Raw genomic sequence first — 23,700 nt, 5'->3', positions numbered from 1 at the left:
CTGGAATACTCGGCGGGAATGAATTCAATGGAATCCGCGACCCTTTCCCAGGGCGCATCCACCACTACAGGCCGGCCTGACACAGTCCACCTCCCGAGACAGGATCGACAAAATGATTTTCAATCAACTTTGTCGACGCTACCAGCGGGATGACTCGTCATGGCAGATTAATCCCGCACATTTCCTCGTGTATTTTTCATCGAATGAACGAATATGACTGATTGCCCCGCCGGGGCCGATATCCGCGGCGAGGCAATCAATGGGGATTCAGTTCACCGACCGCCGGACGATCGTGCAGGAGAAGGTGGATCCGGCGCCGCTTTGGATGAGCATGCCGACCTCACCGGGCTCAAGTGCCGCCCCCATCTCCGCCAGGTCTGCCAGGTACTCCGCCGGGCCGAGGCAGCCGGTGGCGTTCTCCAGGTACTCCGGCCGCCTGCCGAGGAGCAGATCGACCCCGGGCTTGAACGCGTTCTCGCGCATGTGCCGGATGAGCCGCGGAACCGTGACGCAGCGAATGTCCTCCGGCGCGACGCCGGCCTTGGCCAGGCTTCGCTGCACAGCGGCGTACAGCTTCTCGATACCGCTCTTGGCGAGTTGCGCCGCCTGGGCCGTGGCCTGGAAGGCGTTTTTGGGGCGGTTGAGGTCGATCGGGGTGCTGTGCCAGAGCGGGGCGAGACCGAACTTGTCGTCTCCCCGCATCTGGGTCTCGAACGCCGGATCCGCCGCCATCTCGAGCGCCAGGAGGTCGAGCAGATCGTTGCCGTCGCCGCGTCGGCCGAGCACGACCGCGACGCCCGCGTCCCCGTAGACGGCCTCGTCGTTGCTCGCCCACCGGTCGAACCCGGGCCCGCAGAACCGGTCTGCGGCCGTGACGAGAGCCGCACTCGCGTCAGGCGTGGCGGTCATCCACGTGGCCGCGAGGTGAAGCGCCAGGGCGGCGCCGTTGCAGGTCTGCTGCACGTTGATGGGCAGACTGCTGACGGCTCCCGACTCCTGCGCGATGTAGTGCGCCGGCGACCACAAATCGAATCCCTGGTGGTATATGTGCGCGTGCACGAGGTATCCGACGGTGCCCGGCTCCACACCGCTCTCCCCGAGCGCGTCCCGCGCGGCCAGCACGGCCATTTCCGGTGCCGCCAGCTCGTTCGCGACGGTCACTTCCCTGACACCGATGCGCTCGATGTCCTCCGGGCTGAGCTCACCGGTGGGCGGAATCTCCTTGTCCGGCGGAAACCAAGCCGCCGCCGCCTTGATGCTCAGCCCATTGCCTTGTTCAGCCATCGACTTCTCGGCCCTTTCTCAGTTGAACGTCCAGGTGAACTCGCGGCTGCGACCTCGGCTGCCAGACTACCGACGGAAAAACCCTGAAGGAATATGAGAAATACACGACCGCAAGTGCATCCACAACGGACCCGACCGGCGCACGCCGCCACGAACCTTGTGTTACCAGAATTCCGATGCCCCATCAACCCCTATCGCACCTCAGGAGGTGCAATTAGGGGTACGCGTAGGGGTGGAGGTGGGGTATCAGGGGGCCAGGGCGATTGCAAAGTCTTTTGATCAAGGGGAGGTGCAGGTCAGCTGAGGCCGAGCAGTTCCAGGGGGCGTTCGTAGGGGCGGCGGGCGATCTTACGGAGTCCGGCGGCGATGTTGGTGTGGCCAGCGGTGCGGAGCTGGTTGATGGCGAAGCTTCGCAATGTGGCCATGTTCTCCGGACCATGTCCGGTGGGATCTTGGAGGCGTCCTCACGGAAAGAGGTGTCCCGGACGAAGTGGAGCCTGTTTTCGATCAACCAGTGAGCCCGCAAGATGTTCGCGAGTCGTTCCGGGGAGGCCTGACGGCTGGTCAGATCGGTGATCACGTAGACGGTCTCGCGGCTGCGTCTGCCGGTCTTGGTGTCGGTGCGGTGCCGCACGACCCTGGCGACCTGGGCGGCGTGTGGGAAGTCGACGCCCAAGTCGGTGACGGTCAGTGCCGTGACGACCCGGGTCTCCGTCCGGCCATGGCCGGTGGTGCGGTCGTAGAACTTCGCTGCCGCCTCTTGCCAGGGCAGAGCCCGCAGTTGTTCGTAGAGGTTCTTCTGGTTCCGCTTCACGGTGAAGGCGTAGTGCGCCTTCTTCACGTCGACCAGGAAGCGGGCATGCTCGCGCTGCGTGTGGAGCGCGTCGCCGGTCACAGTAACTCCGTGCAGGTCGAAGGGTTCCAGCAGGGCGGCGAAGCAGGTGATCTCGTTTGTCTTGTCCGGTACCCGCAGCTGGGTGACGGCGAGCCCGGTGCCGGTCATCGCAGCCAGCAGGTGGGCGGCCGGTCTGGTGCCGTGGCGCGAGCCGCGGGCACTCTTGCCGTCCACCGCGAGGGTGTCACCACCAGCCGGATCATGCCCCAGGAGATCAGCCAGCCCGCCGGGGCAGGTCCGCACGACCACCCGCCGCAGGGTCGCCCCGCTGGGCGGAACACGGGCGGAGAACACCGTCGCCGTCCGGGCACCGAGCCGGGCCAGAACATCCTGCGGAGCGTCCGCCGCCCACTCGCCGATCGCCGCGAAGCTCGTCGCCCCCGTGACCACCGCCGAGCACGCGATCAGCAGCACCGCCACGAACGGGTGACGCTTCCCGCGTCGGCACCGCGGATCGACCAGCGTGGCCAGCCGCTCCGGCAGCGGACCCATCGCACGATGGTGACTCGTGGGCGACTTGACCAGACAGACAGTGGCAGACTGACGGCACATCGAAGCTCCGTTGGACGCAGGCGACTTGGGAAGGTCATCTGCACAACGGAGCTTCGTTGCGTACGTCGCGGCCCCACCGAACATCGTCACATCGCCGTGACCTGCGCACCTACAAGATCACCCTGACTTTGCAATCGCCCTGCCGCCCGGAGACTGCACGAGGCCGAACTCAGGGATGCCGAGCCCATCGCGATCGTCGGCATGGGCTGCCGGTTTCCGCCCGATCTGCGCTCCCCGGCGGATCTGTGGCGGTTCGTGGCCGGCGAAGGCGACGGCATCTCGCCGTTTCCCGACGACCGGGGATGGGGTGCCGTGAGCGTGCCCGACGGCGGCGCCCATGCGACGCCGGAACCAACGGTGTGCCAGGGAGGCTTCGTAGCCGGAGCCGACCGGTTCGACGCCGAGTTCTTCGGGATCGCCGAACATGAGGCGCTTGCGATGGATCCGCAGCAACGGCTGCTCCTGGAGACCGCATGGGAAGCCGCCGAGCACGCCGGTCTTGATCCGGTCGGCCTGCGCGGGACGCAGACGGGCGTCTATGCCGGTGTGTCCTACTGTCACTACGGCGCAGGGCCGCAGGCGGTGCTCCCGGCCGGCGTCGAAGACCAGCTGATCGTCGGCGGCACGCCGAGCACGACCTCGGGCAGAGTCGCCTACGTCATGGGATTGCGCGGGTCGGCCATCAGCATCGACACGGCCTGCTCGTCTTCGCTGGTGGCCATCCACCTGGCGTGTCAGGGACTGCGGCGCGGCGACTGCGACCTCGCGCTGGCCGGCGGCGTCACGATCATGGCCACGCCGAACGTCATCCTCGTGTTCGGCCGCCGCGGCGCTGTCGCCGGGGACGGCAGATGCAAGCCCTTCTCGGCTGCCGCGGACGGCATGGGGTTCGGCGAAGGTGCCGGGCTGCTGGTGCTGGAACGCCTGTCCGTGGCACTGCGCAACGGCCACAACGTGCTCGCGGTGATCCGCGGGTCGGCGATCAACCAGGACGGCGCGACGAACGGGCTGACCTCGCCGAGCCGCACGGCGCAGGAGGCGGTCATCCGGCAGGCACTGGCGAACGCCGGACTCACCCCCGACCAAGTGGACGCGGTGGAAGGGCATGGGACCGGCACGCCGCTGGGCGACTCGATCGAGGCCGAGGCCGTCATCGCCACCTACGGCGAGACCAGGACGGCCGACCGGCCCCTACGGCTGAGCTCGGTCAAATCGAACATCGGCCATACCCAGACCGCGTCCGGGGTGGCGAGCGTGATCAAGATGGTCATGTCCATCCGCTCGGGAACACACGCGCGGACGCTCCACATCGACCGGCCGTCCACCTATGTCGACTGGTCCGGCGGGACGGTCGTACTGACCACCGAGTCGGTTCCGTGGCCGGCCGACGCTGGGCCCCGGCGGGCCGGCGGGCCTGTCCTCCTTCGGCATCAGCGGCACCAACGCGCACCTGATCCTCGAGGAGCATGCCACTGCGGACGACGGATCCGCCCCGGCGCCGGGCGGCGCCGACGGTATCTCCGTGCCCTGGGTGCTGTCGGCGAAGACCGAGCCGGCGCTGCGTGCCATGGCCGCGGAACTCGGCGATTTCCTCACCGCTCAGCCGACCCCCACCGCGGAGGTCGGGATTTCGCTTGCCCGCACGAGGGCGGGGTTCAAGCGCCGCGCGGTCAGCGTGGGTCCTCAGCCGGCGAGCACCTCGCCGCGCTCGCGGCTCTGGCCCGAGGCGAGGACGCACCCGGCTTGGTCACCGGGGCGGCCACCGCCGCGAAAACGGCCGTGGTGTTCACCGGCTGCGAGCCGGGATCCGGTGACTCGACCCGGAGGCTGGCGGAACGCTTCCCCGCCTCGTCGAGATCATCACGCGCTCCGAGAGCGCGGACGAGCCGGCGAGCATCGATCCGCGGCCGGCGGAGAGGCATGAACCGTTCCCGCTGACGGACATCCAGCAGGCGTACTGGGTGGGGCGGACACCGGCGGTGGAGCTCGGCGGGAACTCGGCCCACGGCTACATCGAGTTCGACGCCGCGGATCTCGACATCCCGAGGCTGAGTCGCAGTCTCGACAAGCTCATCCAGCGCCACGACATGCTTCGGGCGATCATCCAGCCCGGCGGACTCCAGCGCGTCCTGCCCGAGGTACCGCCGTATGACATCCAGGTCACCGATCTGTCCAGGATTCGCAGATCATGCTCAACGGCTACCGCATCGAGCTCGGCGAGATCGCGGCCCCGCTGCGTCGGCATCCGGGCGTCCGTGACGCACTGGTCACCGTGGACACCAACCCCAGGACGGGCCGCCGCCAGCTGGTCGCCTATCTGGTGCCCGCGGAAGAAGAGGCCACCGCAGGACGGGCGCACCCCGACGCCGGCGCGCTGCAGGCCGCGCTCGAACAGGTCCTTCCGGAGTACATGGTGCCCCGCCACTACCTCGTCATCCCGAAGGTGCCACTGAGCTCGAACGGGAAGGTCGACGTGTCGGCTCTGCCCGCCCCGAGGGATCAGCAGGCCCCCGGCAGGCCGTCCGCTCCGCAGGACGATCTGGAGCGGACTCTGCTTCGGTTCTGGCAGGAAGTCCTGGAACGCGATGACTTCGGGACGGAGGAGAACTTCTTCGAACTCGGCGGGGACTCCCTGCACGCGATCGGCGTCCTGGAACGGATCAGCGAGGAGTTCGGCACGACCGCAAGCCAGGACGACGGTCTGCGCAGGCTCTTCGACAACCCGACGGTCGCCCGGCTGGCCGCTGTCATGCGGGCCGAGGGCTAGTGCCGCGGCGGGCGGTAGTGCCGCGACAGGCAACGTTTGCCCGTCAAGGAGCGGCGGCGTGGGGGCACCGCCCGCGCTGGGGGTCCCTCCCGCTCGAGCAAAGCCGTTTGGATCAGGCCCGATCAGGGAGTACGTACGTGGGCGGGGCCTGGATCACCCGAGGCAAGCCTCGGGTGATCCAGGCCCCGCCCGGTCACGAAGGATTCACTGCCGAGCGAGCTCGTGCGGCGCCGGCTCCTCGAGATCGCTCTCCGGTTCCTTGCGACTCAACGCACTCGGCCACCACATCCGGCGACCGATGTCGTACGTCAGGGCCGTGACGAGGACGGAGCGCACCACGAAGGTGTCGAGGAGTACGCCGAATGCGACCGCGAAGCCGATTTCCACGGCGAAGACCAGTGGCAGCGTCGTGAGCGCGGCGAAGGTTCCGGCGAGCACGACGCCGGCGGATGTGATCACACCGCCGGTGGCGTGCAGACCGCGCAGCGATCCGCGCCGGGTGCCGTGCGCCTTGGATTCCTCGCGCACCCGGGTCATCAGGAAGATGTTGTAGTCGACTCCCAAGGCGATGAGGAAGACGAAGATCCACAGGGGGATCGCAGGGGAGGTTCCGGCGAACCCGAAGACATACTTGAAGGTCAGGGCGCTCACACCGAGCGCCGCCGCGAACGACAGCACGACCGTGGCGAGCAGAACCAGCGGTGCGACGACGGCACGCAGCAGCAGGCCGATGATGAGGCCCACGACGACCAGGACGAGCGGGACCAGCAGATTCCGGTCACTCTCGCCGGCCCTCTTGTAGTCGAGGTTGATCGCGCTGCCTCCACCGACCTTGGCCTCCGCGCCTGGGACGGCGTGCGCCGCGTCACGCACCCGATCGATGGTCGCGAACGCCGCCTCGCTGTTCGATTCGGCCTTCAGCGTGCCTTCCAGGTAGACGCGGCCGTCCTTCACCACCGGCGCGCTGACGTCCGCGATCCCGGGCGTGGCGGCCACGGCGGACCGTAGCGGTTCAGCCGCGCCGGCGGAGCCGATGATCTGGACGGGATCGCCTCCGCCCGCCGGGAAGTGCAGGGCCATCGCCCGCTCACCGGAGACGGCTTCGGGCGTGCCGGTGAAGGAGTCCTTCAGCTGCATGTTGTCCGCCTTGAACCCGATCAGGCCGAGCGCCAGCACACCGAGCACGACCGAGGTACCGATCCAGGTGATGCGCGGCCGACGGACCACTGCGCGCCCGACCCGCGTCCACGTGCCACGTACCGCCGGCTCCGGGGAGCCGAACGCCGGCCGGACCGGCCAGAACAGCCAGCGCCCGAAGATGACGAGAAGAGCCGGAAACAGTGTGGTCATCGCGAGCAGAGCGCTCGCGACGCCAATGGCCATCGAGGGCCCCAGGCTCTTGGTCGAGTTGAGCTCGGCCACGAGGAAACACATCAGGCTCAGGACCAGCGTCGCGCCGCTGGCGACGATGGCCGACCCGGCGTGCCGCAGGGCGACCGCCATCGCCTCATGTCGATCCTCGTGGCGGCGTAGTTCTTCGCGGTAGCGGGCGATAAGTAGCAGGGCATAGTCGGTGCCCGCGCCGAAGACGAGCACGGTGAGCACGAACCCGGTGTCCGCGCCGACCGTCAGGCCCCCATTCCGGGCGAAGAGGTAGATCACCGCCTGAGCGACGACCAACGCCAGGCCCACGCAGATCAGCGGGACGATCCACAGCACCGGGCTGCGATAGGTGAACAGCAGGATGATGACGACGATCGCGATCGTGAGGTAGAGCAGCGTCTTGTCGGTGCCCGAGAACGCGTCGGCCCGGTCCGCGGAGTAGCCCGCGGGTCCGGTGACATGCGTGGTGAGGCCGGAATGGGAGTGGACGACCGACCGGATCTCCTTGACGGCGGACGCGGTCTCGTCCGAGCCCGACTGCCCGCCTGACGCGCCCTTGATGGGGACGACGAGCCGGATCGCCCGGCCGTCCTTCGAAACCACTGGCCCCACGATGGGCGTGGTCACGTGCGCAATCTGCGTGAAGCGCCGGGAGTCCGCCGCGGCCACCGCCTTGTCGTCCGCGGTGACGGCGCCATTGGCGCGCTCGTAGATGACGACCGCCGAGCTGACTTCCGGCGTTAACTTCTTCGCCAGTGTGACGGCCTGGGTCGACTCGGCGTTCTTCGGCAGGAACGTGAAGCTGTCGTTCTGCTGGACGCTGGTGAACTTGCCGCTGAACACGCTGGCGACCGCCAGCAGGCCGATCCAGAACGCGAGGACGACCCATTTCGCCCTCCGACCGGCCGGAATTGCTAATACTCGCATGGAAACTCCGTTGAAGGGTTCAGACAAGGCTGGTGCCGACTGCCTGGGGAAGGTCGACGTTCATGTGCCGCAGGGCGGATGTTGGACCACGTGGACGGCCAGGGCGACCGTGGTGAACACGCCTAGTGCGCCGCCGTCGAGGAGTGACCCCCATGGAACGTCGCATCTGTCGCGCTCTTCCGATGTGCGTCTCACCCCCATCCTGCGGCGAGCGGTTCAAGGACTTGAGCTGGGCGCTGGTGCCTTCGGCCACGATCCGGCCGTTGTCGATGACCGCGATCTGCTCGGCGAGTTGGTCGGCCTCCTCGAGGTACTGGGTGGTCAGCAGCACCGTGGTACCGGCTGCGGCGACCCGACGGACCAGCTCCCACACCTGGTTACGGCTGCGCGGGTCGAGACCGGTGGTCGGCTCGTCGAGGAACAGCAGGTCGGGAGTCACGATCAGGCTGGCGCCGATGTCGAGCCGGCGGCGCATACCGCCCGAGTAGCCGCCCACCGGGCGGCCGGCCGCATCGGTCAGGTCGAACGCGGCGAGCAGGTCGTCGGCGCGTTGCCTGCTGGCGGCCCGGGACAGGCCCTGGAGCCGGCCGAGGATCAGCAGGTTCTCGTATCCCGTCAGGTCTTCGTCGAGGGAGGCGAACTGGCCGGTCATCGCCACCCGGGCCCGGATCGCGTCCGCCTCGGTCATCACGTCGTGACCGAGGACACGGACCATGCCGCCGGAAGGCCGGGTCAACGTGGCCAGGATGCGGATCGTGGTGGTCTTGCCCGCCCCGTTGGGGCCGAGGAATCCGAACACCTGACCTCGCCGAATCGTGAGGTCGATCCCGTCCAGCGCCCGGCTCTCTCCGTAGACCTTGATCAGACCGCGCGCCTCGATCGCCGGATCATCCCCACCCGTCTTTGGCATGCCGTAACAGTTGCGCTATCTCTGGCAGATTGTCAAGGTTATAGCCGAACGCATAGCATTTTGAGATGGACTTGCACGACGCCGCCACGCCACCACGCCGCCGCCGGGCCGACGCCCGACGCAGCATTCACGCCATCCTCAACGCGGCGCGAGTCGTGCTCGGCGAACGCCCCGACGCGAGCATGGAGGACATCGCCGCCGCGGCCGGCGTCACTCGCCAGACCGTCTACGCGCACTTCCCTTCACGCGACGCCCTGGTCGTCGCTCTCATCGAGGCCGCGGCCGCCGAATACCTCGCCGCGCTCGACGCCGCCGACCTCGACACCGCCCCACCCGCCGACGCGCTGGCCCGGCTCCTCGACGTCGGCTGGCGGTTCCTCGACCGCTATCCCCTTCTGCTGAACGCCACCGCGGCCCGGATCCCACGGCCCGACAGCGATCCCCATGACGTAGTGCCCCCACGACTCGAACGGCTCATCCAGCGAGGCCAGCACGCAGGCGACTTCGACCCGTCACCCCCCGCGGCCTGGCTCTCCGCCGCCGTCCTCGGGCTCCACCACACCGCCGCGGCACAAGTCGCAATCGGGCGCCTCACCACCCAAGAGGCAGAGGCGCTGTGTCTGGAAAGCGCACTGCGCCTCTGCGGCGGGAAGGCACGTCGCTAGTGCCGCGGCAGGCAGCGTTTGCCCGTTAGGCTCACGACCGACCTCGCCGAGACCGAAGCCCGCCTGGCCGACCTCGCCGCGACCCGCAAGGTCATCGACGGCATCGCCCCTCCCGACCAGGCAACAGCCCCCGCGGAGACCGCCACCGCCACCGTCTACCAGCGCATCGTGACTACGTTCAACGAGCACCCCGGGAAGGTGTTCCGCGTCCGAGATCTGCACGAGCACCTCGGCCTGCCCACCGACGATCCCTCGATCAACGTCACCCGCTCCCGCCTGGGACGACTCGTCCGCCAAGGACTCCTCGAACAACCCGGACGCGGCCGTTACCAGAAACGGACTTAACGCCCTCTCAGAGCCGGGGAGAGCCCGGAGCAAGGGGAAGGGCGGCAGCAGTTCCATGAAGGGAAGGATGCTGTAATGCCAGAAGACGCGCCGCCGAACGGCGGCGCTCCGGAAGGAGATACCCCAGCGGGGCCCTTCGGCCGGGTACTGGAGATGCAGGCCAAGCTTCACCGTTGGGCGGTGGCCGACCCCGGCCGCCGGTTCGACGACCTGTTCAATTTCGTTCACGACCCGGCGACGCTCATCGTGGCGTTCGACCGGGTCGCGGGCAACCAGGGAGCCCGAACCGCCGGCGTGGACGGTGTGACCGTCACCGACGTCGAGCGGGATATTGGAGCACCTGGGTTCCTGGACGGTCTGCGCTCGGACGTGAAGTCCGGCGCGTTCCGGCCCCTGCCGGTGAGGGAGCGCAAGATCCCCAAGCCGGGCGGGTCGGGAAAGGTTCGCAGCCTCGGTATTCCCACGGTGGCGGACCGGACCGTTCAGGCCGCGCTGAAGCTGGTGCTGGAACCCATCTTCGAGGCCGACTTCCTGCCGGTCTCCTACGGGTTCCGGCCCAACCGGCGGGCTCAGGACGCGATCGCGGAGATCCAGCGTTTCGGCTCCAAGGGATATCACTGGGTGCTGGACGCCGACATCGAAGCGGCCTTCGACAACGTCTCCCATCGCGCCGTTATGGGCGCCGTGCGGAAACGGGTCAAGGACAAGCGTGTCTTGGCGCTGGTCAAGGCGTTCCTCAAGGCAGGCATCCTCAATGAGGACGGCCAGCGAAGGGACACCCACACCGGCACCCCGCAGGGCGGCATCCTCTCCCCGCTGATCTTCAACGTCGCGTTGTCGGCGCTCGACGAGCACCTGCACCGCGACTGGCTGCCCGGCGGGCGGATGGATGGCCAGTACCCGCGTCGCAAGCGTCGTCGGCATGGCCTGCCCAACTGGCGAATTGTCCGCTACGCGGACGATTTCGCGATCATGGTGCATGGCTCTGCCGAGGATGCGGCGGCCCTCCAGGGCGAAGTAGCCTCCGTGCTCGAACCTTTGGGGTTGAGGCTGTCACCAGCCAAGACCCGAATCGCGCACATAGAGGACGGGTTCGACTTCCTCGGGTTCCGCATCCGGCGGCGCCGCAAACGGGGAAGTAACAAGTGGTACGTCTACGCGTTCATCGCCGCGCGGCCCGTCCGCTCGGTGAAGGACAAGATCCGTGCCCTGACCCGCAGGACGTCACAGGCTGACCCCAGGGAAGTGCTGATCCGGCTCAACCAGATCATGCGCGGCTGGGCCAACTACTTCCGGCATGCCGTCGCGAAGCACACGTTCCGCATGCTCGGGGCCTTCCTCTGGCATCGCGTAATCATGTGGCTCAAGACAATGCACCGCTGGTCTTGGAAGGACGTCCGCAGCCAGCTCCTTGGCCCTCACGGGTCATGGCTGCCGATCACTGCGGACGGGGTCGAACTGATCAACCTGGCGCGGACACCGGCGATCACCCGGTACCGCTACCGGGGCGACACGATCCCCAGCCCCTGGCCCACAGCCTGACAACCAGTCCGACGAGAGGAACTGTGGAGAGCCCGGTACTCGGAGACGGGTACGCCGGGTTCGGAGAGCGGCCTGGAGAAACGGGCCGGTGGCAACACCGGAACCGCGCTTCAGGCCGACTCAACCGCCGCGGGACTCTGTTGCTCAATTCGTCTGGGCTCGGGGACCGCTGATGTGCGAGGGCGACTTGCCCGGTTCTTGGCGTTCTGGTGGTGAGGCTGCGGGCACGGGAGGTACTGGCGAACCAGATGTTCAGGAATATGGAGTTGCGGGCGGCGGCCGGGCTGACCGAGGCGCTTGGGACCCGTTGGCGCGTTGCAGGCCGTTAGCCTGTCGGTATGTCGGAGCGTGTCATGCCCGGTCGCACGGACGGCCTGATCACCCTGGTTGCCGCGGACGCTCTGTGGGTCGGTTTGACAGCCGACAGTGCTGTGCCGACGGCTTCTGGGGCATTCACCTGCTCTCCTGACCGTGCCCAGGTGGGGTACGTCCTGCTCGGCGGCCGTGTGGTGGCGACGGTGAGGGCGAGCAACGGTCAGTGGAGTGTTCCGGAGGTTGAGGTGCGCCGGGCGGCCGCGGAACTGAACGCGGTGGGGATGGATCGGCAGGACCTGGTCCGCGTCGGTCCGTTTCGTGGGGCGCCGAGGCAGGAGTGCAACGGGGAAACGCCGCTGCGTTGGCGCCGGCGCATCACGGGGGAACTGCAGGAGCTGGGCGGCCCCGAGCGGGCAGCACGACGTGAAGTCGGCCGGCCGTACCCCCTGGCGGGGATCGACTGGCGACAGATACTCGTGGAGCAGACCCGCGACGGGACGCAGCGCACGTGGTGGCTGCCGCGCGCTGTGGTCAGACTGCTGGACGCGGCCGAGCACGCCGAAACGCAGTGGGTGCAAACCGCGCGGACCCGCCAGGCAAGCGCAGCCGTCACCGAGCCGCCCTCCCACCCCCGGCAGGCCCGAGACGCCGGCGGTCGGCAGACGACGAGCCCCGAGAGCCCCACCGCCGCACTGCGCCCGTACAACAAAGAGCTGGAAGGCCAGCTGTACTCGGTACTCAGCAGGAAACCCGGCACCTCCCGCAAGGTGGCCGGGTGGGCGTGCGCCGTCTGCCGCACCGCGCCCGCCACCGTGCTCGACCACTGCCACGAACACGGCTACGTCCGCGCCCCCCTCTGCCAGTCCTGCAACACACAGGAACGCCCCGACCACCTGTACAGCAACGACATCCGCGTGGCGAACCGCTACACACGCCTCTTCCACACCGACACCGACGACTGGCTCCGCCACTGGCACCTTTCTGGCAGGGACTGAGGTCTTCTCGGCAACCTGACGGTTGCAGTGCGTGACGACCCGCTGGACGGCAGCATGGTGACCCGACGTCAGGCATGAGTGAAACCCCTGGTAGGAACAGGTCTGCGAAGATCACGTTCCCGAGCACCAGAGGCTTCACGCATTGACCAGTGTCACCTACACCGCGGTGCTCAATGCCCGTCGGGAGACCGCCGAGCAGCGAGTGATGACGCCTGGCCCACAACCCGCCGGGGAGCTCGTCGGCCCGAGCGTCCCGGGCCGCCACTACGGAGACTGGTGAGCTCGCATGTTCATCCGTCGACGATGCACCCGCCGACCAAGAACGAACGTCACTCTCTGGAGGTAATGACCTGGGGAACTCGCGACAGTTGAATACGCGAAACTCACCAGCATCAACCCCCGGCCCCCACTTACACTCCCTCGATGAACAACATGCGGTGCACCCAATGCGGTCAGGTCGGGCTTGAGCAGGGCTTTGTCAGTGACAGTGGCAGCGGCGCCCGCGGGTACGCGCGATGGTTCGGAAGCCTCCTTGATCGGGGCATAATGGGCATAGCTAAGACGCGGGGCCTGCCGCAATGGCAGATCGATGCCTTCCGCTGCCCGAACTGCGCACACCTGGAACTGTTCGCCGTCCAGCGATTGAACCTTCGCGGGTAACGTCTCGTGACGGTTCGTGATCTTCGTTCAGGTGGTGCGGCCGTGCTCCATCTGGAGCAGGGCGAGGGCGGCTCGGGCGATTCGGGTAATGCTGCCGGGGTCGAGGCTGACTCTGCGCAGGGCCTTGAAGGTGACCTTGAACAGGGCATTGGCGCGTTCGGCGACGCCGTGGATGCCGCGGATCACCTTGTTGAACGTCTTCTGCTTGAGGTCGAGTTCGCGTCCCTGCGGCTTCTTGGCGGGGTGACGGAAGCCAGGGCCGGCGTTCTCGTAGCCGAGGTCGGTCAGGGTCGGGATGCCCAAGGTGGCGGCGAGGCGGTTCAGCGCGTCGACAAGGCCGTGAGTGCGGGCGCAGGTGGTGTCGTGTTCGCGGCCAGGGCGGACCGGGGAGACCCAGATCGGCCAGCCGTCCGGGGCGGAGATGACCTGGACGTTGCCACCATGGTGCCGGTGCTTTCCCGACCACCAGAGGTCTGCTTTGTTGGGGCCGGGGGCGGCGACGCGGTCGGTACGGATGACGGTGCCGTCCAGGTTGAGGTGGGTGTATCCGGCGGCCGTCGCGCGCTCCAGGGCGGTGGACAGGTCCGGGGCGTGGTCGGCGAGCACGGTCAGGCCCTCGTGCAGGTAGCGGTAGGCGGTCGGTGTCGAGATGCCGTTGTCCCGGGCCAGTTGGACGAGCCGGGCACCGTCGATAAACCACCGCAGCACGAGGACTGCCTGCTTGAAGGCGCCCAGCGCGCGGGTGCCTCTGCGAGTCCCGAGCCGTTCCCGGTGCTCGTGCAGCAGTTTCGCGACGTGCTCGGCGGTCTCCCGACGGGCATTGAGCACCGCGGTGTAGGTGACACTGGTCAATGCGTGAAGCCTCTGGTGCTCGGGAACGTGATCTTCGCAGACCTGTTCCTACCAGGGGTTTCACTCATGCCTGACGTCGGGTCACCATGCTGCCGTCCAGCGGGTCGTCACGCACTGCAACCGTCAGGTTGCCGAGAAGACCTCACTGAAGCGAGAAACGATGCACAGGAGAGTGTTCGTGACGATGTCTCAGGCGAGGCTCGAGATATTCCGGTGGCTCACCTACTACAACGCCCGACGCCGACACAGCGCGCTCTCCTACCTCTCCCCGATGGAATTCGAACAGCACCACCACAAGACAGCTAAACTCTCACTCGCAGCATGAACCCCTGTGTCCACACTCCGGGGGTCACCTCAGTGCCCTTGGCGCCCTCGGATGTCCATACGATGCGGTCGTCGGGAATCTGTTCCTGGACAGTCGCTTTGAAGCTGCGCGAGGAAGGGCCGACTTTGACCTTCCAGTCACTGGCCATCTCGTCGTTCTTCGAGACGTCGCGAACGCCCTTCGCGAAGCTGCTGAACTGGTCGTACTGCGTCCAGTGGTCGTACGCGACGCGCAGGGGCACTCCCACATCGAGAACCTCGATGATGTTCATGACTTTGCCGCCGCTTGACTTGCGTTTCCCCTTTCCGCCGCCGAATGCTTCCTTGACCTTCCCCACGACGTTGTCCTTGAGGCCCTTGGCCTTCTCCCCGACGAATGCCTTCAGGGGGGAGTCGCCCTGGAGGATGCGGGAGCCGATTGCGGGAAGCGACCCGCTCTCGGCTACGTCGGTGAGCTGCTCCGTGACGTCCGTCAGTTTGTCGCCCGCCTTCTCAGCGAGTCTCTCCACTTGCGCAGTGAGGAAGTTGGACAGCTCTTCGCGAAGCCGATCCGCACCCGACTCTTCCACTGCGGGCTGGTCACTTTCCGTCCTGGTCATGACTGGCTACCTCCGACGATCGGCTCGCTTGGATGCTGCTCGCTTCGACGACGTCGTCTTCCGAGCCGCAGTCTTCTTCGCCGGAGCCGTCTTCCGAGCCGCAGTCTTCTTCGCCGTCCGAGGCTTCTCTCCCTGGGCGGGAGCGGCCTTCTTGCGTGCCGCGCCTCCTCTGGGCTGGGCTGATCGCCGAGTGCTGCGCCGCTGCGGCTGCGTCTCTTCCGGTTCTTCCTCTTCCTCTTCCTCTTCCTCTTCCGGCTCCTCCTCCTCCTCCTCCTCCTCCTCCGGCTCTTCCTCTTCCGGCTCCTCCTCTTCCGGCTCTTCCTCCTTCTCTTCCTCGTACTCCGCGCCTTCCTCTTCCGGCTCCTCTTCCTCTTCCCCCTCTTCCTCCCCCTCGTCCCGCTTCTCGCCGAGCCGGGCCGTACGGTCGCTGAGTGCGTCGGCCAGCGAACTCATGCCGCGGTCGGCAGCGGCCGTCACTGCCTTTCGGCCCGCGTCGAGGCCCTCCCCTTTCAGCTGCTCCTGCAGCTCGGCGAACTGGGGAATCTCGCCGAGTCTGCGCATCCCTTCGGCGGCAAGCTGTCGGGGTTCAAGGCCGAATCGTCTGCCTGCCAGATAGGTTGCGATGGTCAGCGCCAGCCGGCCCTTCTTCGTCCGGCCCAGCACATAGCCGCCCACTACTGCGGCCGCGAGGGTCACCTTGGCTGTGTCATCCATGAGCGCGTCACCTTCGATCGTTCGGCTCGGGGGCCGACTTCTGCAGCATGCAGCCGGGCGAGCAGCCGTTCCTCTTCCCGTTCGAACTCCTCCAGGCTGATGTCTCCGTCTTCAAGTTCCCGGTTCAGTAGAGCCAGCTGGGCACGGAGCACTCCTGGGTCGTGCAGCTCGCGCTCGGCAGCATCGTTGAGCTTCTCCGCCACCCAGACCACGCCGCGGACCGGTGCGATGGGGAGCGCGGGCAGTCCCATGTCAGACTCCGGCGGCCCGAACATGAGTGCCGCTCGACGTGTTCGCGGTGCGCGTCGGCAAATCGCTCCGCCACGCTTCGGAAGTCGTTGCTGTCGCCGCGGTTGACAAGGAAGGAACCGCGTCGGAGAGACAGTCCAGTGCAGCAACGTGCCCCGTCTCGCCAACGACCCGTTGACCGCGCACAATCTCCTCGTCCGGAGCGACCATCCCAACCGCATGGGCAGTACCGGGCCCCCATCCGAGAGGCGCAGCAAAAAATCTTGGTGAGCCAACACATCACGCCGCCGGGCGCGGGGCTTCGGAGGAGCCTCACTGACGACTGCGGCAACCTGCCCGTGCCGGACCGTCCGCAGAGGGGCAGACGGGGTGCCCACGCCGCTGCCATTCTTCGGCAGCGGTCGCAGGCATGGGTCGTCTTTCCGGCTGTTGGGCAAACCTGGATCACGCATCGGCGGACCCCCGCCGTTAGCGGCGGACCCTGCGGCACCCCATGAGTTCGCCGTCCCGATCGAGCTGTACCTCGTAGGAGGCAACAAGGCTCGTTGTGTCTGGAATCCGGGGCGACTCAAGGACGACGACGCACCAACCGTCCTCGACACACATCTCACCGCTGATACGCCCTCCGTGGGATGGTCGATCAGCCTATTCAGGCTCCGACAGGCAGCACGGGCAACATGTTCCGCTCCACGCACGAATGGCGTGCGGCGAGCGGCTGTCGTCAAGGATTTCCCGGCGCACGGCCGACGTTCTTCTGCCATGAATTCAAGTCTGATCGGTATCGGGCGCCTCGCACCTTGAGCGGAGCCATCGGGCGCCCCTGCCGGGGTAAGCCGCCGTGCGGTGATTGATGTTTGGGGATGTTTCGGACAACGGTGCACGCGCCCACCGTTTTCATAGCTGCGGGCTCCAGGCACAGGTCGTACGGTCACAGTGCCAGCCCGGTGCACGAAAGGCCGTTCCACGGCCGTGGTCGCGGTGTACGCGAGGCGCCCACGCACGGCAAGGACGGGACGCTGCGTGCAACTGCGGCGCGCGACGTTGCTCCCAGGAGCACCACTCTCATCGCCGCCTGAATGAGCTGGGCGGAACGGGACAGAGACCCGACATACCGATTCGCTGCCCTCCGGGGCGTCGGCAGGCAGACGAATTGTTGAGCCCGGATCCACCGGCTGATCTTGGGGTGGGTGTTTCGGGGTTGTGCGGGCCGTGTCGGGGTTGAGTCGCGGATTCGGGCATGGGGTGGCCGCTGGTCTGCCCAGCCTTTCCACTTGGCCACAGGTGTCGGGCCCTTTCGGGCAGGTCGGTCGGGGAGCGTCAGGAGGCTGGTGGCGCATGCACCGTGCTGAAGAGCTGGGTGAAGTCCATGCTCCAGGGCCAGCGTTCGGGCAGGTGCAGGGTGAGGCGGCGGGCCGAGCGGGCCAGGCGGGCAGGCACGTTGATCAGGTGATCACGGATGGTGGCGGTGGTCGCTCTGGCATGGAACGTTCCGGCCAGGGCACCGGCGGCGCGGGTTAGGTTGTGCACCACGGCTGCCAGGGCGAGCCACGCGGCATTGGCCTGGAAATGCCCGGACGGCGCGTGAGCGAAGGCACTGTTCTTGACATCCGCGATCACCTGCTCGACGACAGCGTGCCGTCGATGATCACGCTCGGCGTCCTTCAAGGAGAGCGGGGAGTCGGTGAACGCGGCGTGGTAGCGCCAGGTGTCAAACAGCGTGCCCTGTCCGGCGGGAACGGTGCCAGTGCCCAGGCGTTTGACGCGGCGCACGATCAGACGGGCGGTGACCTGCTGCTTCTTCGGCTTGGAAGTGAACGCGGTGTAGGGGACCTCGGCTATCTCGGCGTCCGAGATCCAGCACTGGCCCTCCTCGTCCCAGACCGCCTTGGGGTACTTGATCGGCGTCCAGGCGCCCTCGTCGATGCGGGCGATCGCGGCCTTGACGGAGGCGTTCATCCGCACGGTGATGGAGAACCACGCGCCCAGCGCCCGGCAGGAGTTGACGACGTCGGCGCCGTAGAACGCGGAGTCCGCCCGCATCACCAGCAGGCCACTGGCGCCGCAGGCACGGGCGGTGCGGATGGTCTCGGCGACGAACGCTGCCGCGCCGCGTGCGGAGTTCGACGGTCCTTTGCGCAGCCTGGTGGCGGCGATCACCGGGGCGGACAGGGGTGTGGAGACGATGCCGAGCAGTGCGTTCAGGCCCTTGACCTTGCTGTATCCGTAACCGGCGCCCTGCTTGGCGTAGCCGTAGGTGCGGCGGATGGTGTCGTCGATGTCCACGTAGGCGACCTGGTCCGCGCCGGGCAGTAGTGGGGTATGACGGGCCAGTGCGGGCAGGAACCGGCGGGCCACGGCGTGGAGTTGCTTCACATGCCCGTGCGTGAAGGAGCGTAGGAACGACCCCAGCGTGGACGGGGCCCGGACCCCGGCAAACAGGCGGCCCATCGCCCCATGCCGCAGGCGGTCCATGTCATCGATGCTGTCGGCGCCCGCGGCCATGCCACCCACCAGCGACATCAGTTTCGCCGCTGGGAAGGCTCCGGTGCCGTCCTTCGATGCGGGCAGCCTGATGAGCTCGTCGGCCAGAGCTGGCAGACCGCACCGCTCGGCCAGCCGCACCACCGGCTCCAGCCCGCCGTACGCGATCAGGTTCGGGTCATCGAACGCGGATGAGACAGCCGTCGCGGTATGGGAAGATTGCATCTCGGAAGTGCCTTGCCGATCGTGCCTGATGTGGTCCTAGAGAAACCCCATCATCGCAGGTCACAAGGCACTTCTTCATTTCCGGAAGCACGATCCACAGGCGTCAAGCCGGTGGATCCGGGTTGAGGCAGTCCCTCTCGGTCTGTCGCTCACCCCGCGTCCGGGGGCATTCCTTCGACGACTTCCGCAAGTCGCCGCAGCATGCTGCGGTGCCGGAACTGCGCAAGGGCTTCGAGAACTGTGTTGTGGAGACTCCCTCCCAGTCCGCGCAGCGGATGCTCGTCGAGAATGACCAAGGTCTTGTCGCCCCACGGCCGGACGTCTATGGCAATCCGCGCCGTACCCAACGGCCCCCCGTCCGCTTCGAGTTCCAGTGCGCGCGGCGCATCGAGGCGACGGACCGTCGTGCGTCCGCGGAACTCCTTCGGACCCAGACGCACCGTGTATTTGATCGACGATCCGAGTTCCGGCCAACGCCCGTTGCCCGGGGCGGAGTCGAAGGCCCCCACCACCCAGTCCGCATACCGGCTCTCGTCCTCCAGAACCGCCCAGAGGACGGACGGTTCCCGGGCGATGAGCTGATGACGTACAGCCATGTGTGCTCCCATCCGGGACGCTGAAGTTCCAACCCTGGTAGCGATTTGCGGACCGGCACCATATCCGCGCAGAGCACAAGGCACCCGAGCACACCGAGAGCTCACGGGCAGCCGGAACAAGCAGCCCTACCAGTAATGCCGCCGACCGCCCACCGCATGGCCGACGGCACCCAGGATCCAGAGAACGATGCCGATCGCGACGAGCACGATACCGATGGTCCACAGGATCGATATGCCGGCCACCAGGCCGATGACCAGCAGAATGACGCCGAGGATGATCATGGCGCCCTCCGTTCTCGCAGGTCTTTTCAGTATGCGCCTCACACATACACACGGCGATGCAGACCAGGCGATGGCCACGGGGGATCCAAACAGCACAGCCGGTCGCGGAGGTGGACGAAACCCGTCAGCAGGACAATCTCAGTGCGCACCGCTGCGTCCACGCCGCCGAATATGCGCCCGAGCCCGATCCCGACAGAAAGGGTCCAGAAGTCATCTTGGAAACCATTACCTCGACCACCACCGGCACCAACACCGAACTCGAAGTTGAACTCGACACCACGGTCACCGATGCCCAGATCGACGCCCTCGCCATGACCCGGCACCGCTTCCACGGCGACCCGGACGCCAAGAGCGGCCGACCGACCGGAAAAGACACCACTGCGGCTTGAGACTGCATCGTTGCACAGCCCGGAGCTGACCGGCATGCCCGAAGTGGGACTGGATCACCCCGTCGACGAAGTGGCCACTGAATCTGGCCGAGTGGCATGAGCCTAAGCGATTCCGTCAACGCGGGGGGAGCGACGCCGTGGTCCCGGAGCAGCGCCAAAGACAAGCCGAACGCGGCCGACCGAGTCCTGGCCTACCTGTCGGCCTCCGAGACCTGCTGGCCCAGCTCTTCGTCGTCAACGGCAGTACCCCACCAGGGCATTCCTCCTGCCTTGACCTCAACGGACAGGTTCCGCACGCCCCCGACGTGGCCGCGATCCCTGCGACAGCCAACAGCCAACAGAGATCAAACCGTGTTGATTCTCGGCGAGTCCTTCTTTAGGCGACGCGGCGGGCGCGGTGGCGGACTTCCCGGAGTCGGACCTCCGACGGGAGGCGGTCCAGGCCTGCCGAGTCCCGTGCGTGTGCGAGCGTTTCCCGGCTCAGTTGCTCCAGAGCCCGCGCCGGTTCCGCGTGAGACTTCAGCAACAGCCGTACTCGTGCCGCCGGAGCAGTACGCCGACCCGTCAGCCGCACGTGAGCCCGCGAGATCCCGTCCAGGGCCTGTGCCTCCTTCTCGATTGCGTCCTCCAGCGCGCGGCCGTTGAGTCGGGCCGCCGCCACGTCGTCTTCGCTGTCGATGAGGACCTGGCCCAGCCGGTGTCTGCGCAGTTGCGCCAGAAGCCACCACAGCAGCAGTGCGAGAAGCACGGCGAGCACCGCAATGACGGCCGGCCACCACCAGTACTCTTCCCGCCACCGGGTGCGTCCCTCGGTGCCCAGCACGACATCGTTCGGACCTCGGAAGGGCCACCAGCCCGGCACGTCGAACCCCCAGTGGCGCTGCAGATCCAGTCCGCCCAGCAGCACGCCGCCACCCAGGGCGAACAGTCCAAGGCCGAGTAGCCCCAGCAGCACCCGGTTCACCGCCTTGAGCATGGGACGCTTCACCCCTTCTTCGGGCGCCGGACGCGCACGTCCAGCGTGGGCTGCTGGGCGAGACCCAAGTTCGTTGCGGCTTCGCTCAGCGCGGCGTCCAGATCCGCGTGGACCTCGTTGAGATCGCGGAAATGTGCCTGTGCCCGGGCTTTGACCTTCCGGCGGCCGACATCGACCCGTGCCGATTGCACACCGGACACCCGTACGGCTCGGTCGCGCAGAATCAGGGCGGCTGCGTGGCGGTCGAGCCCGGCGCGGACCTCCCCTGTTCCGGGGATTCCGGTGGGATGCCGCATGGGTAGCAGTCTGCGCAGTCCCGGCGTCACCGCCAGCAGGAAAAGCCACAGGCCAAGGGCCATCGCCACTGCGGCCCCGACGGTCATCCAGATGTCATGCAGTGGTCGTGTGGCCAGTTCCTCGGCGAGACGCCGTCGCCAGCTCATCCCGGGCCGGTCTGCCCGCACCGAGACCACGTCGTACAGGAGCAGCCCCATGCCTGCGACGGACAGCAGCGCCACGATGGCTGCCGGGATCCGCCGTGCGGACCAGAAGCGGCGCGCCGGCCTGCCCGCTCTATGGACCGCTGCCGTCGTGCCCTTGCCTGGGGGGTTGCCCGCAGACGTAGTTGCCTGTCCCGTACCGGAGGGAATGTCGCCATCGCCGGTCGGCTGCCGCCAGGTGTTCGCGCTCATCTCACTCTTTCCCGGTCTGTATGCCGCGAGTGCACCGAGTGCAGCCTCTCGACCGACACCGCGAGTTCGGACACGTCCATGCCGGCCCATCTCCTGAGTTGCTCGATGACCTCGCGGCGCACCGCAGCGCACTGAGCCCCAATGTCGGACGGATAGCCGAGCTCCACGGCGATGTGCATCCGTACTTCGCCGAGCACGGCCGGACGGCTATTGGCAGGATCGCCGTCCCGTCCTGCGGCGTTCTCGTTCCGCTCCGGTGCCCGCCGCACAGACGTCGTCACGCGTGGTGTCCGGCGGCCGGGCGGCACGTGGGCGGCCGACTCGGAGAACCGGCTCAGCGCCTCGCGGGCCACATGGGAAGCAATCTTCGCAACGACACGGTCGGAGACGGCGGTCGCTCCCCGCTCCCCGCGAGGAATGCCCGGACGACGATCGACGTCACTGGTCACTGCCGCCAGTCTCCCTGAGCCTGTCGCCGGTCATCGCGCATCCGCTGGTGGTCGTCACGGCGGCGGATGAAGTCACCCGGTTCGAGATCACCTTCCATCAAGCGCCCGGCGACAAGTCCGACGGCGCCCAGTACCAGCACCAGCAGGAAGGCCCAGAAGCCACCGAAGTATCCGGCGAAGCCCAGTGCCATTCCGGCAATCAAGCCGACCACAGCCTTGCTCATCACGCGCTCCTTCGCTCAAGCGGGCTGCTCCCCCTTGGCTACTGAACCCGCTGCCGCTGTTCCTCTTCGTCCTCCTCGTCGGGCAGCTTCACATCGCTGACCGCGATATCGACTTCCACGACTTCCAGGCCCGCCATCCGCTCCACTGCGGAGATCACGTTCTCGCGCACGTCACTGGCCACGTCCGTGATGGAGACGCCGTAGTCGACGACGATCTCCAGATCGATGGCCGCCTGCACCTCTCCCACCTCGACGCTGACCCCGCGCGTGACGGATTTGCCACTACCGGCGCCGGGCATCCGCTCCCGCATGGATCCCATCGAGCGCGCGAATCCACTGCCCAGGGAATGGACGCCGGGCACATCGCGTGCCGCCATTCCGGCGATCTTCTCTACCACCACGTCGGCAATGGTCGTCCGACCGCGAGAGCCGGGCGCACCGCCGTGCTTTCCGCCGGTGTTCTCAGTCATCGGGCTATTCCTCCCTGAAGGAGATCACCTAGCACTCTTTGATCGGATTATATTCGTTTTAGTGGGATTTATCAGAGGCGCGAACCATGAGACGGGGTGGCCCAACGAGTGGTACGAAGTGCCCCTGCCAGAGCCCCTGCGAAGTTGGGGCGCTGTGCGGGAGGGGGAGAACCGCGGCCATGGAAGAGGGTGAGAGGGCGGTGAAAACTGAGGCGTGGATGCAGGCAGTACGGCGCCAGCTCGACCTGGGTCGGCTGCTCCCGCTCGGAGGGTCTGACGACGGGACGTGGATCACCGAGCAAGCAGCCGTTCGGGCCCTCGGGCGCACGGCCGCTGAGATTCCTGACGTTTGGCTGGAGAGCCTCCGCATCGGACCGGCATCGCTCGGGCCCGTGTCCGAGCCGTCCGTCCGTCCGCCGGCCAGCGCGCTACCGCCTGGCCCGCTCAGGATCGAGGCCGCATTCACCGCATTCATGGGGCAGCCACTGCCCCGCACCGCGGAGCAGTTGAGGAGCACATTGCTCAACGTGGCCGCTGAACGGCTCGGCCTGGCCACCGTGGCAGTTGACCTGCGCGTCACGGATCTCCATGAGGGCCCGAAGAGAGACGTCAGGCCGCAGACCGCAGAGAACGCCACGGGGCCCCCGCCGGAGGCCGCAGCCACGCGACGCTCGCTCCCAACGACCGGAACAGGACCCATGCGGGGCCCCAGCGGGGAGCTGGCCGACGTCGCAGCGGCTGTTCCGGGCGTGGCCCGCCTCACCCCCGTGCTGGGAAGCCGCCCGGTCAAAGTGGAGCAACATGACCATCCACCAGGCCAGCACATCCAGGTCCAGCTTGCGGTCGCCGCCGGATACCAACCACTGGAAGTAGCCCGAGCCGTCCGGGCGGCGGTAGCCGACGCAGCCACCAGTGACACCTCGGGCCCGGTAACCGCC

The 23,700-nt window shown here is 67.3% G+C and carries 24 protein-coding genes and 4 pseudogenes; 10 read left to right on the top strand and 18 right to left on the bottom strand.

All coding sequences use genetic code 11. From position 1 onward, the window contains the following. Positions 1–267: 267 nt before the first annotated feature. Together OH735_RS31220 and OH735_RS31215 are read right to left on the bottom strand one after the other, a co-directional pair. Positions 268–1,284 (bottom strand): ketoacyl-ACP synthase III family protein, encoded by a 1,017-nt coding sequence (locus OH735_RS31220; protein WP_406385018.1) that lies wholly within the window; start codon positions 1,282–1,284, stop codon positions 268–270. Between the two features lie 214 nt (positions 1,285–1,498). Then, the gene (locus OH735_RS31215; protein ID WP_406385017.1) at positions 1,499–2,671 is read right to left on the bottom strand and encodes an ISAs1 family transposase; all 1,173 of its coding nucleotides are present in this window, start codon (positions 2,669–2,671) and stop codon (positions 1,499–1,501) included. Between the two features lie 213 nt (positions 2,672–2,884). On the opposite strand from OH735_RS31215, the pseudogene OH735_RS31210 reads away from it, so the two are divergent. The 3 genes and pseudogenes from OH735_RS31210 to OH735_RS31200 form a co-directional block, all read left to right on the top strand. Continuing rightward, a pseudogene (locus OH735_RS31210) lies at positions 2,885–4,030 on the top strand (beta-ketoacyl synthase N-terminal-like domain-containing protein); the annotation flags it as partial. Positions 4,031–4,121: 91 nt separating this feature from the next. Beyond that, positions 4,122–4,655, top strand: coding sequence for a ketoacyl-synthetase C-terminal extension domain-containing protein (locus OH735_RS31205; RefSeq protein ID WP_406386828.1), 534 nt, complete (start codon positions 4,122–4,124; stop codon positions 4,653–4,655). A gap of 264 nt (positions 4,656–4,919) precedes the next feature. After that, positions 4,920–5,498: a phosphopantetheine-binding protein gene (locus OH735_RS31200; protein WP_406385016.1), complete on the top strand. Its 579-nt coding sequence runs from the start codon at positions 4,920–4,922 to the stop codon at positions 5,496–5,498. Positions 5,499–5,702: 204 nt separating this feature from the next. Here OH735_RS31200 and OH735_RS31195 read toward each other — a convergent pair whose 3' ends face one another. Together OH735_RS31195 and OH735_RS31190 are read right to left on the bottom strand one after the other, a co-directional pair. Beyond that, positions 5,703–7,808, bottom strand: coding sequence for an MMPL family transporter (locus OH735_RS31195; RefSeq protein ID WP_406386826.1), 2,106 nt, complete (start codon positions 7,806–7,808; stop codon positions 5,703–5,705). A 19-nt stretch (positions 7,809–7,827) separates the two neighbouring features. Next, positions 7,828–8,718, bottom strand: a complete 891-nt coding sequence (locus OH735_RS31190; RefSeq protein ID WP_406385015.1) for an ATP-binding cassette domain-containing protein — start codon at positions 8,716–8,718, stop codon at positions 7,828–7,830. 65 nt (positions 8,719–8,783) lie between these two features. Between OH735_RS31190 and OH735_RS31185 the strand changes: the two genes are divergently transcribed. The 5 genes from OH735_RS31185 (at position 8,784) to OH735_RS31165 (ending at position 12,860) form a co-directional block, all read left to right on the top strand. After that, positions 8,784–9,383 (top strand): TetR/AcrR family transcriptional regulator, encoded by a 600-nt coding sequence (locus OH735_RS31185; RefSeq protein ID WP_406385014.1) that lies wholly within the window; start codon positions 8,784–8,786, stop codon positions 9,381–9,383. Positions 9,384–9,401: 18 nt separating this feature from the next. Beyond that, entirely contained in the window at positions 9,402–9,728 is a 327-nt protein-coding gene (locus OH735_RS31180; RefSeq protein WP_406385013.1) for a type IV toxin-antitoxin system AbiEi family antitoxin domain-containing protein, read from the top strand. Positions 9,729–9,908: 180 nt separating this feature from the next. Next, positions 9,909–11,270 (top strand): group II intron reverse transcriptase/maturase, encoded by a 1,362-nt coding sequence (gene ltrA, locus OH735_RS31175; RefSeq protein ID WP_406385012.1) that lies wholly within the window; start codon positions 9,909–9,911, stop codon positions 11,268–11,270. 338 nt (positions 11,271–11,608) lie between these two features. Continuing rightward, the gene (locus tag OH735_RS31170; protein WP_406385011.1) at positions 11,609–12,580 is read left to right on the top strand and encodes an endonuclease domain-containing protein; all 972 of its coding nucleotides are present in this window, start codon (positions 11,609–11,611) and stop codon (positions 12,578–12,580) included. 142 nt (positions 12,581–12,722) lie between these two features. Then, complete coding sequence (locus tag OH735_RS31165; protein WP_406385010.1) at positions 12,723–12,860, top strand: hypothetical protein; 138 nt, start codon at positions 12,723–12,725, stop codon at positions 12,858–12,860. 407 nt (positions 12,861–13,267) lie between these two features. On the opposite strand, the gene OH735_RS31160 is transcribed toward OH735_RS31165, so the two are convergent. Further along, positions 13,268–14,068 carry a transposase family protein gene (locus OH735_RS31160; protein ID WP_406386825.1) on the bottom strand — a complete coding sequence of 267 codons (801 nt, stop codon included), beginning with the start codon at positions 14,066–14,068 and terminating at the stop codon, positions 13,268–13,270. Positions 14,069–14,162: 94 nt separating this feature from the next. On the opposite strand from OH735_RS31160, the gene OH735_RS31155 reads away from it, so the two are divergent. Continuing rightward, a complete protein-coding gene (locus OH735_RS31155; RefSeq protein ID WP_406386824.1) occupies positions 14,163–14,417 on the top strand; it encodes an IS3 family transposase in 255 nt (84 codons plus the stop codon). Positions 14,418–14,448: 31 nt separating this feature from the next. Here OH735_RS31155 and OH735_RS31150 read toward each other — a convergent pair. The 8 genes and pseudogenes from OH735_RS31150 to OH735_RS31115 form a co-directional block, all read right to left on the bottom strand. Further along, positions 14,449–15,015 (bottom strand): annotated as a pseudogene (locus OH735_RS31150) (SRPBCC family protein); the annotation flags it as partial. 9 nt (positions 15,016–15,024) lie between these two features. Then, positions 15,025–15,729 (bottom strand): annotated as a pseudogene (locus OH735_RS31145) (histone protein); the annotation flags it as partial. Next, positions 15,708–15,980: a gas vesicle protein GvpG gene (locus OH735_RS31140; RefSeq protein ID WP_406386822.1), complete on the bottom strand. Its 273-nt coding sequence runs from the start codon at positions 15,978–15,980 to the stop codon at positions 15,708–15,710. The gene OH735_RS31140 and the pseudogene OH735_RS31145, both read right to left, overlap by 22 nt. Before the next feature lie 252 nt (positions 15,981–16,232). After that, a pseudogene (locus tag OH735_RS31135) lies at positions 16,233–16,430 on the bottom strand (GvpL/GvpF family gas vesicle protein); the annotation flags it as partial. Between the two features lie 16 nt (positions 16,431–16,446). Continuing rightward, positions 16,447–16,584: a gas vesicle protein GvpO gene (gvpO, locus tag OH735_RS31130; protein WP_406385009.1), complete on the bottom strand. Its 138-nt coding sequence runs from the start codon at positions 16,582–16,584 to the stop codon at positions 16,447–16,449. Positions 16,585–17,295: 711 nt separating this feature from the next. Then, positions 17,296–18,684 carry an IS1380 family transposase gene (locus OH735_RS31125; protein WP_406379152.1) on the bottom strand — a complete coding sequence of 463 codons (1,389 nt, stop codon included), beginning with the start codon at positions 18,682–18,684 and terminating at the stop codon, positions 17,296–17,298. A gap of 149 nt (positions 18,685–18,833) precedes the next feature. Next, positions 18,834–19,280 (bottom strand): SRPBCC family protein, encoded by a 447-nt coding sequence (locus tag OH735_RS31120; RefSeq protein WP_406385008.1) that lies wholly within the window; start codon positions 19,278–19,280, stop codon positions 18,834–18,836. A 126-nt stretch (positions 19,281–19,406) separates the two neighbouring features. Then, positions 19,407–19,562: a DUF6131 family protein gene (locus OH735_RS31115; RefSeq protein WP_164495245.1), complete on the bottom strand. Its 156-nt coding sequence runs from the start codon at positions 19,560–19,562 to the stop codon at positions 19,407–19,409. Positions 19,563–19,672: 110 nt separating this feature from the next. Between OH735_RS31115 and OH735_RS31110 the strand changes: the two genes are divergently transcribed. Then, on the top strand, positions 19,673–19,951 hold the full coding sequence (locus tag OH735_RS31110) for a hypothetical protein (RefSeq protein ID WP_406385007.1): 279 nt from the start codon (positions 19,673–19,675) through the stop codon (positions 19,949–19,951). A 376-nt stretch (positions 19,952–20,327) separates the two neighbouring features. On the opposite strand, the gene amaP is transcribed toward OH735_RS31110, so the two are convergent. From amaP to OH735_RS31085, 5 genes are read right to left on the bottom strand one after another with little or no spacing between them, the layout of a single operon-like run. Beyond that, positions 20,328–20,927: an alkaline shock response membrane anchor protein AmaP gene (gene amaP, locus OH735_RS31105; protein WP_406385006.1), complete on the bottom strand. Its 600-nt coding sequence runs from the start codon at positions 20,925–20,927 to the stop codon at positions 20,328–20,330. An 8-nt stretch (positions 20,928–20,935) separates the two neighbouring features. Beyond that, positions 20,936–21,619, bottom strand: coding sequence for a DUF6286 domain-containing protein (locus OH735_RS31100; protein WP_406385005.1), 684 nt, complete (start codon positions 21,617–21,619; stop codon positions 20,936–20,938). Continuing rightward, complete coding sequence (locus tag OH735_RS31095) at positions 21,616–22,068, bottom strand: Asp23/Gls24 family envelope stress response protein (RefSeq protein ID WP_406385004.1); 453 nt, start codon at positions 22,066–22,068, stop codon at positions 21,616–21,618. The genes OH735_RS31100 and OH735_RS31095 overlap by 4 nt, the downstream gene beginning before the upstream one ends. Next, entirely contained in the window at positions 22,065–22,292 is a 228-nt protein-coding gene (locus OH735_RS31090) for a hypothetical protein (RefSeq protein ID WP_393704726.1), read from the bottom strand. The genes OH735_RS31095 and OH735_RS31090 overlap by 4 nt, the downstream gene beginning before the upstream one ends. Positions 22,293–22,330: 38 nt before the next feature. Continuing rightward, positions 22,331–22,762, bottom strand: coding sequence for an Asp23/Gls24 family envelope stress response protein (locus OH735_RS31085; protein WP_406385003.1), 432 nt, complete (start codon positions 22,760–22,762; stop codon positions 22,331–22,333). Positions 22,763–23,700 lie beyond the last annotated feature (938 nt).

It is taken from the genome of Streptomyces sp. NBC_01618, assembly GCF_045209435.1.
GTDB lineage: Bacteria > Actinomycetota > Actinomycetes > Streptomycetales > Streptomycetaceae > Streptomyces.
The sequence above is the reverse complement of the archived record's forward strand: the minus strand, read 5'-3'. Positions and strand labels throughout refer to the sequence as shown.

Coding starts and splice junctions, on each gene's coding strand:
- OH735_RS31170 (WP_406385011.1), top strand. CDS start 11,609: ATGTCGGAGCGTGTCATGCCCGGTCGCACGGACGGCCTGATCACCCTG.
- OH735_RS31100 (WP_406385005.1), bottom strand. CDS start 21,619: ATGAGCGCGAACACCTGGCGGCAGCCGACCGGCGATGGCGACATTCCC.
- OH735_RS31195 (WP_406386826.1), bottom strand. CDS start 7,808: ATGCGAGTATTAGCAATTCCGGCCGGTCGGAGGGCGAAATGGGTCGTC.
- OH735_RS31125 (WP_406379152.1), bottom strand. CDS start 18,684: ATGCAATCTTCCCATACCGCGACGGCTGTCTCATCCGCGTTCGATGAC.
- OH735_RS31215 (WP_406385017.1), bottom strand. CDS start 2,671: ATGGGTCCGCTGCCGGAGCGGCTGGCCACGCTGGTCGATCCGCGGTGC.
- OH735_RS31115 (WP_164495245.1), bottom strand. CDS start 19,562: ATGATCATCCTCGGCGTCATTCTGCTGGTCATCGGCCTGGTGGCCGGC.
- OH735_RS31220 (WP_406385018.1), bottom strand. CDS start 1,284: ATGGCTGAACAAGGCAATGGGCTGAGCATCAAGGCGGCGGCGGCTTGG.
- OH735_RS31120 (WP_406385008.1), bottom strand. CDS start 19,280: ATGGCTGTACGTCATCAGCTCATCGCCCGGGAACCGTCCGTCCTCTGG.
- OH735_RS31190 (WP_406385015.1), bottom strand. CDS start 8,718: ATGCCAAAGACGGGTGGGGATGATCCGGCGATCGAGGCGCGCGGTCTG.
- OH735_RS31140 (WP_406386822.1), bottom strand. CDS start 15,980: ATGGGACTGCCCGCGCTCCCCATCGCACCGGTCCGCGGCGTGGTCTGG.
- OH735_RS31085 (WP_406385003.1), bottom strand. CDS start 22,762: ATGACTGAGAACACCGGCGGAAAGCACGGCGGTGCGCCCGGCTCTCGC.
- OH735_RS31185 (WP_406385014.1), top strand. CDS start 8,784: ATGGACTTGCACGACGCCGCCACGCCACCACGCCGCCGCCGGGCCGAC.
- OH735_RS31200 (WP_406385016.1), top strand. CDS start 4,920: ATGCTCAACGGCTACCGCATCGAGCTCGGCGAGATCGCGGCCCCGCTG.
- OH735_RS31090 (WP_393704726.1), bottom strand. CDS start 22,292: ATGAGCAAGGCTGTGGTCGGCTTGATTGCCGGAATGGCACTGGGCTTC.
- gvpO (WP_406385009.1), bottom strand. CDS start 16,584: ATGTGTGTCGAGGACGGTTGGTGCGTCGTCGTCCTTGAGTCGCCCCGG.
- amaP (WP_406385006.1), bottom strand. CDS start 20,927: ATGCTCAAGGCGGTGAACCGGGTGCTGCTGGGGCTACTCGGCCTTGGA.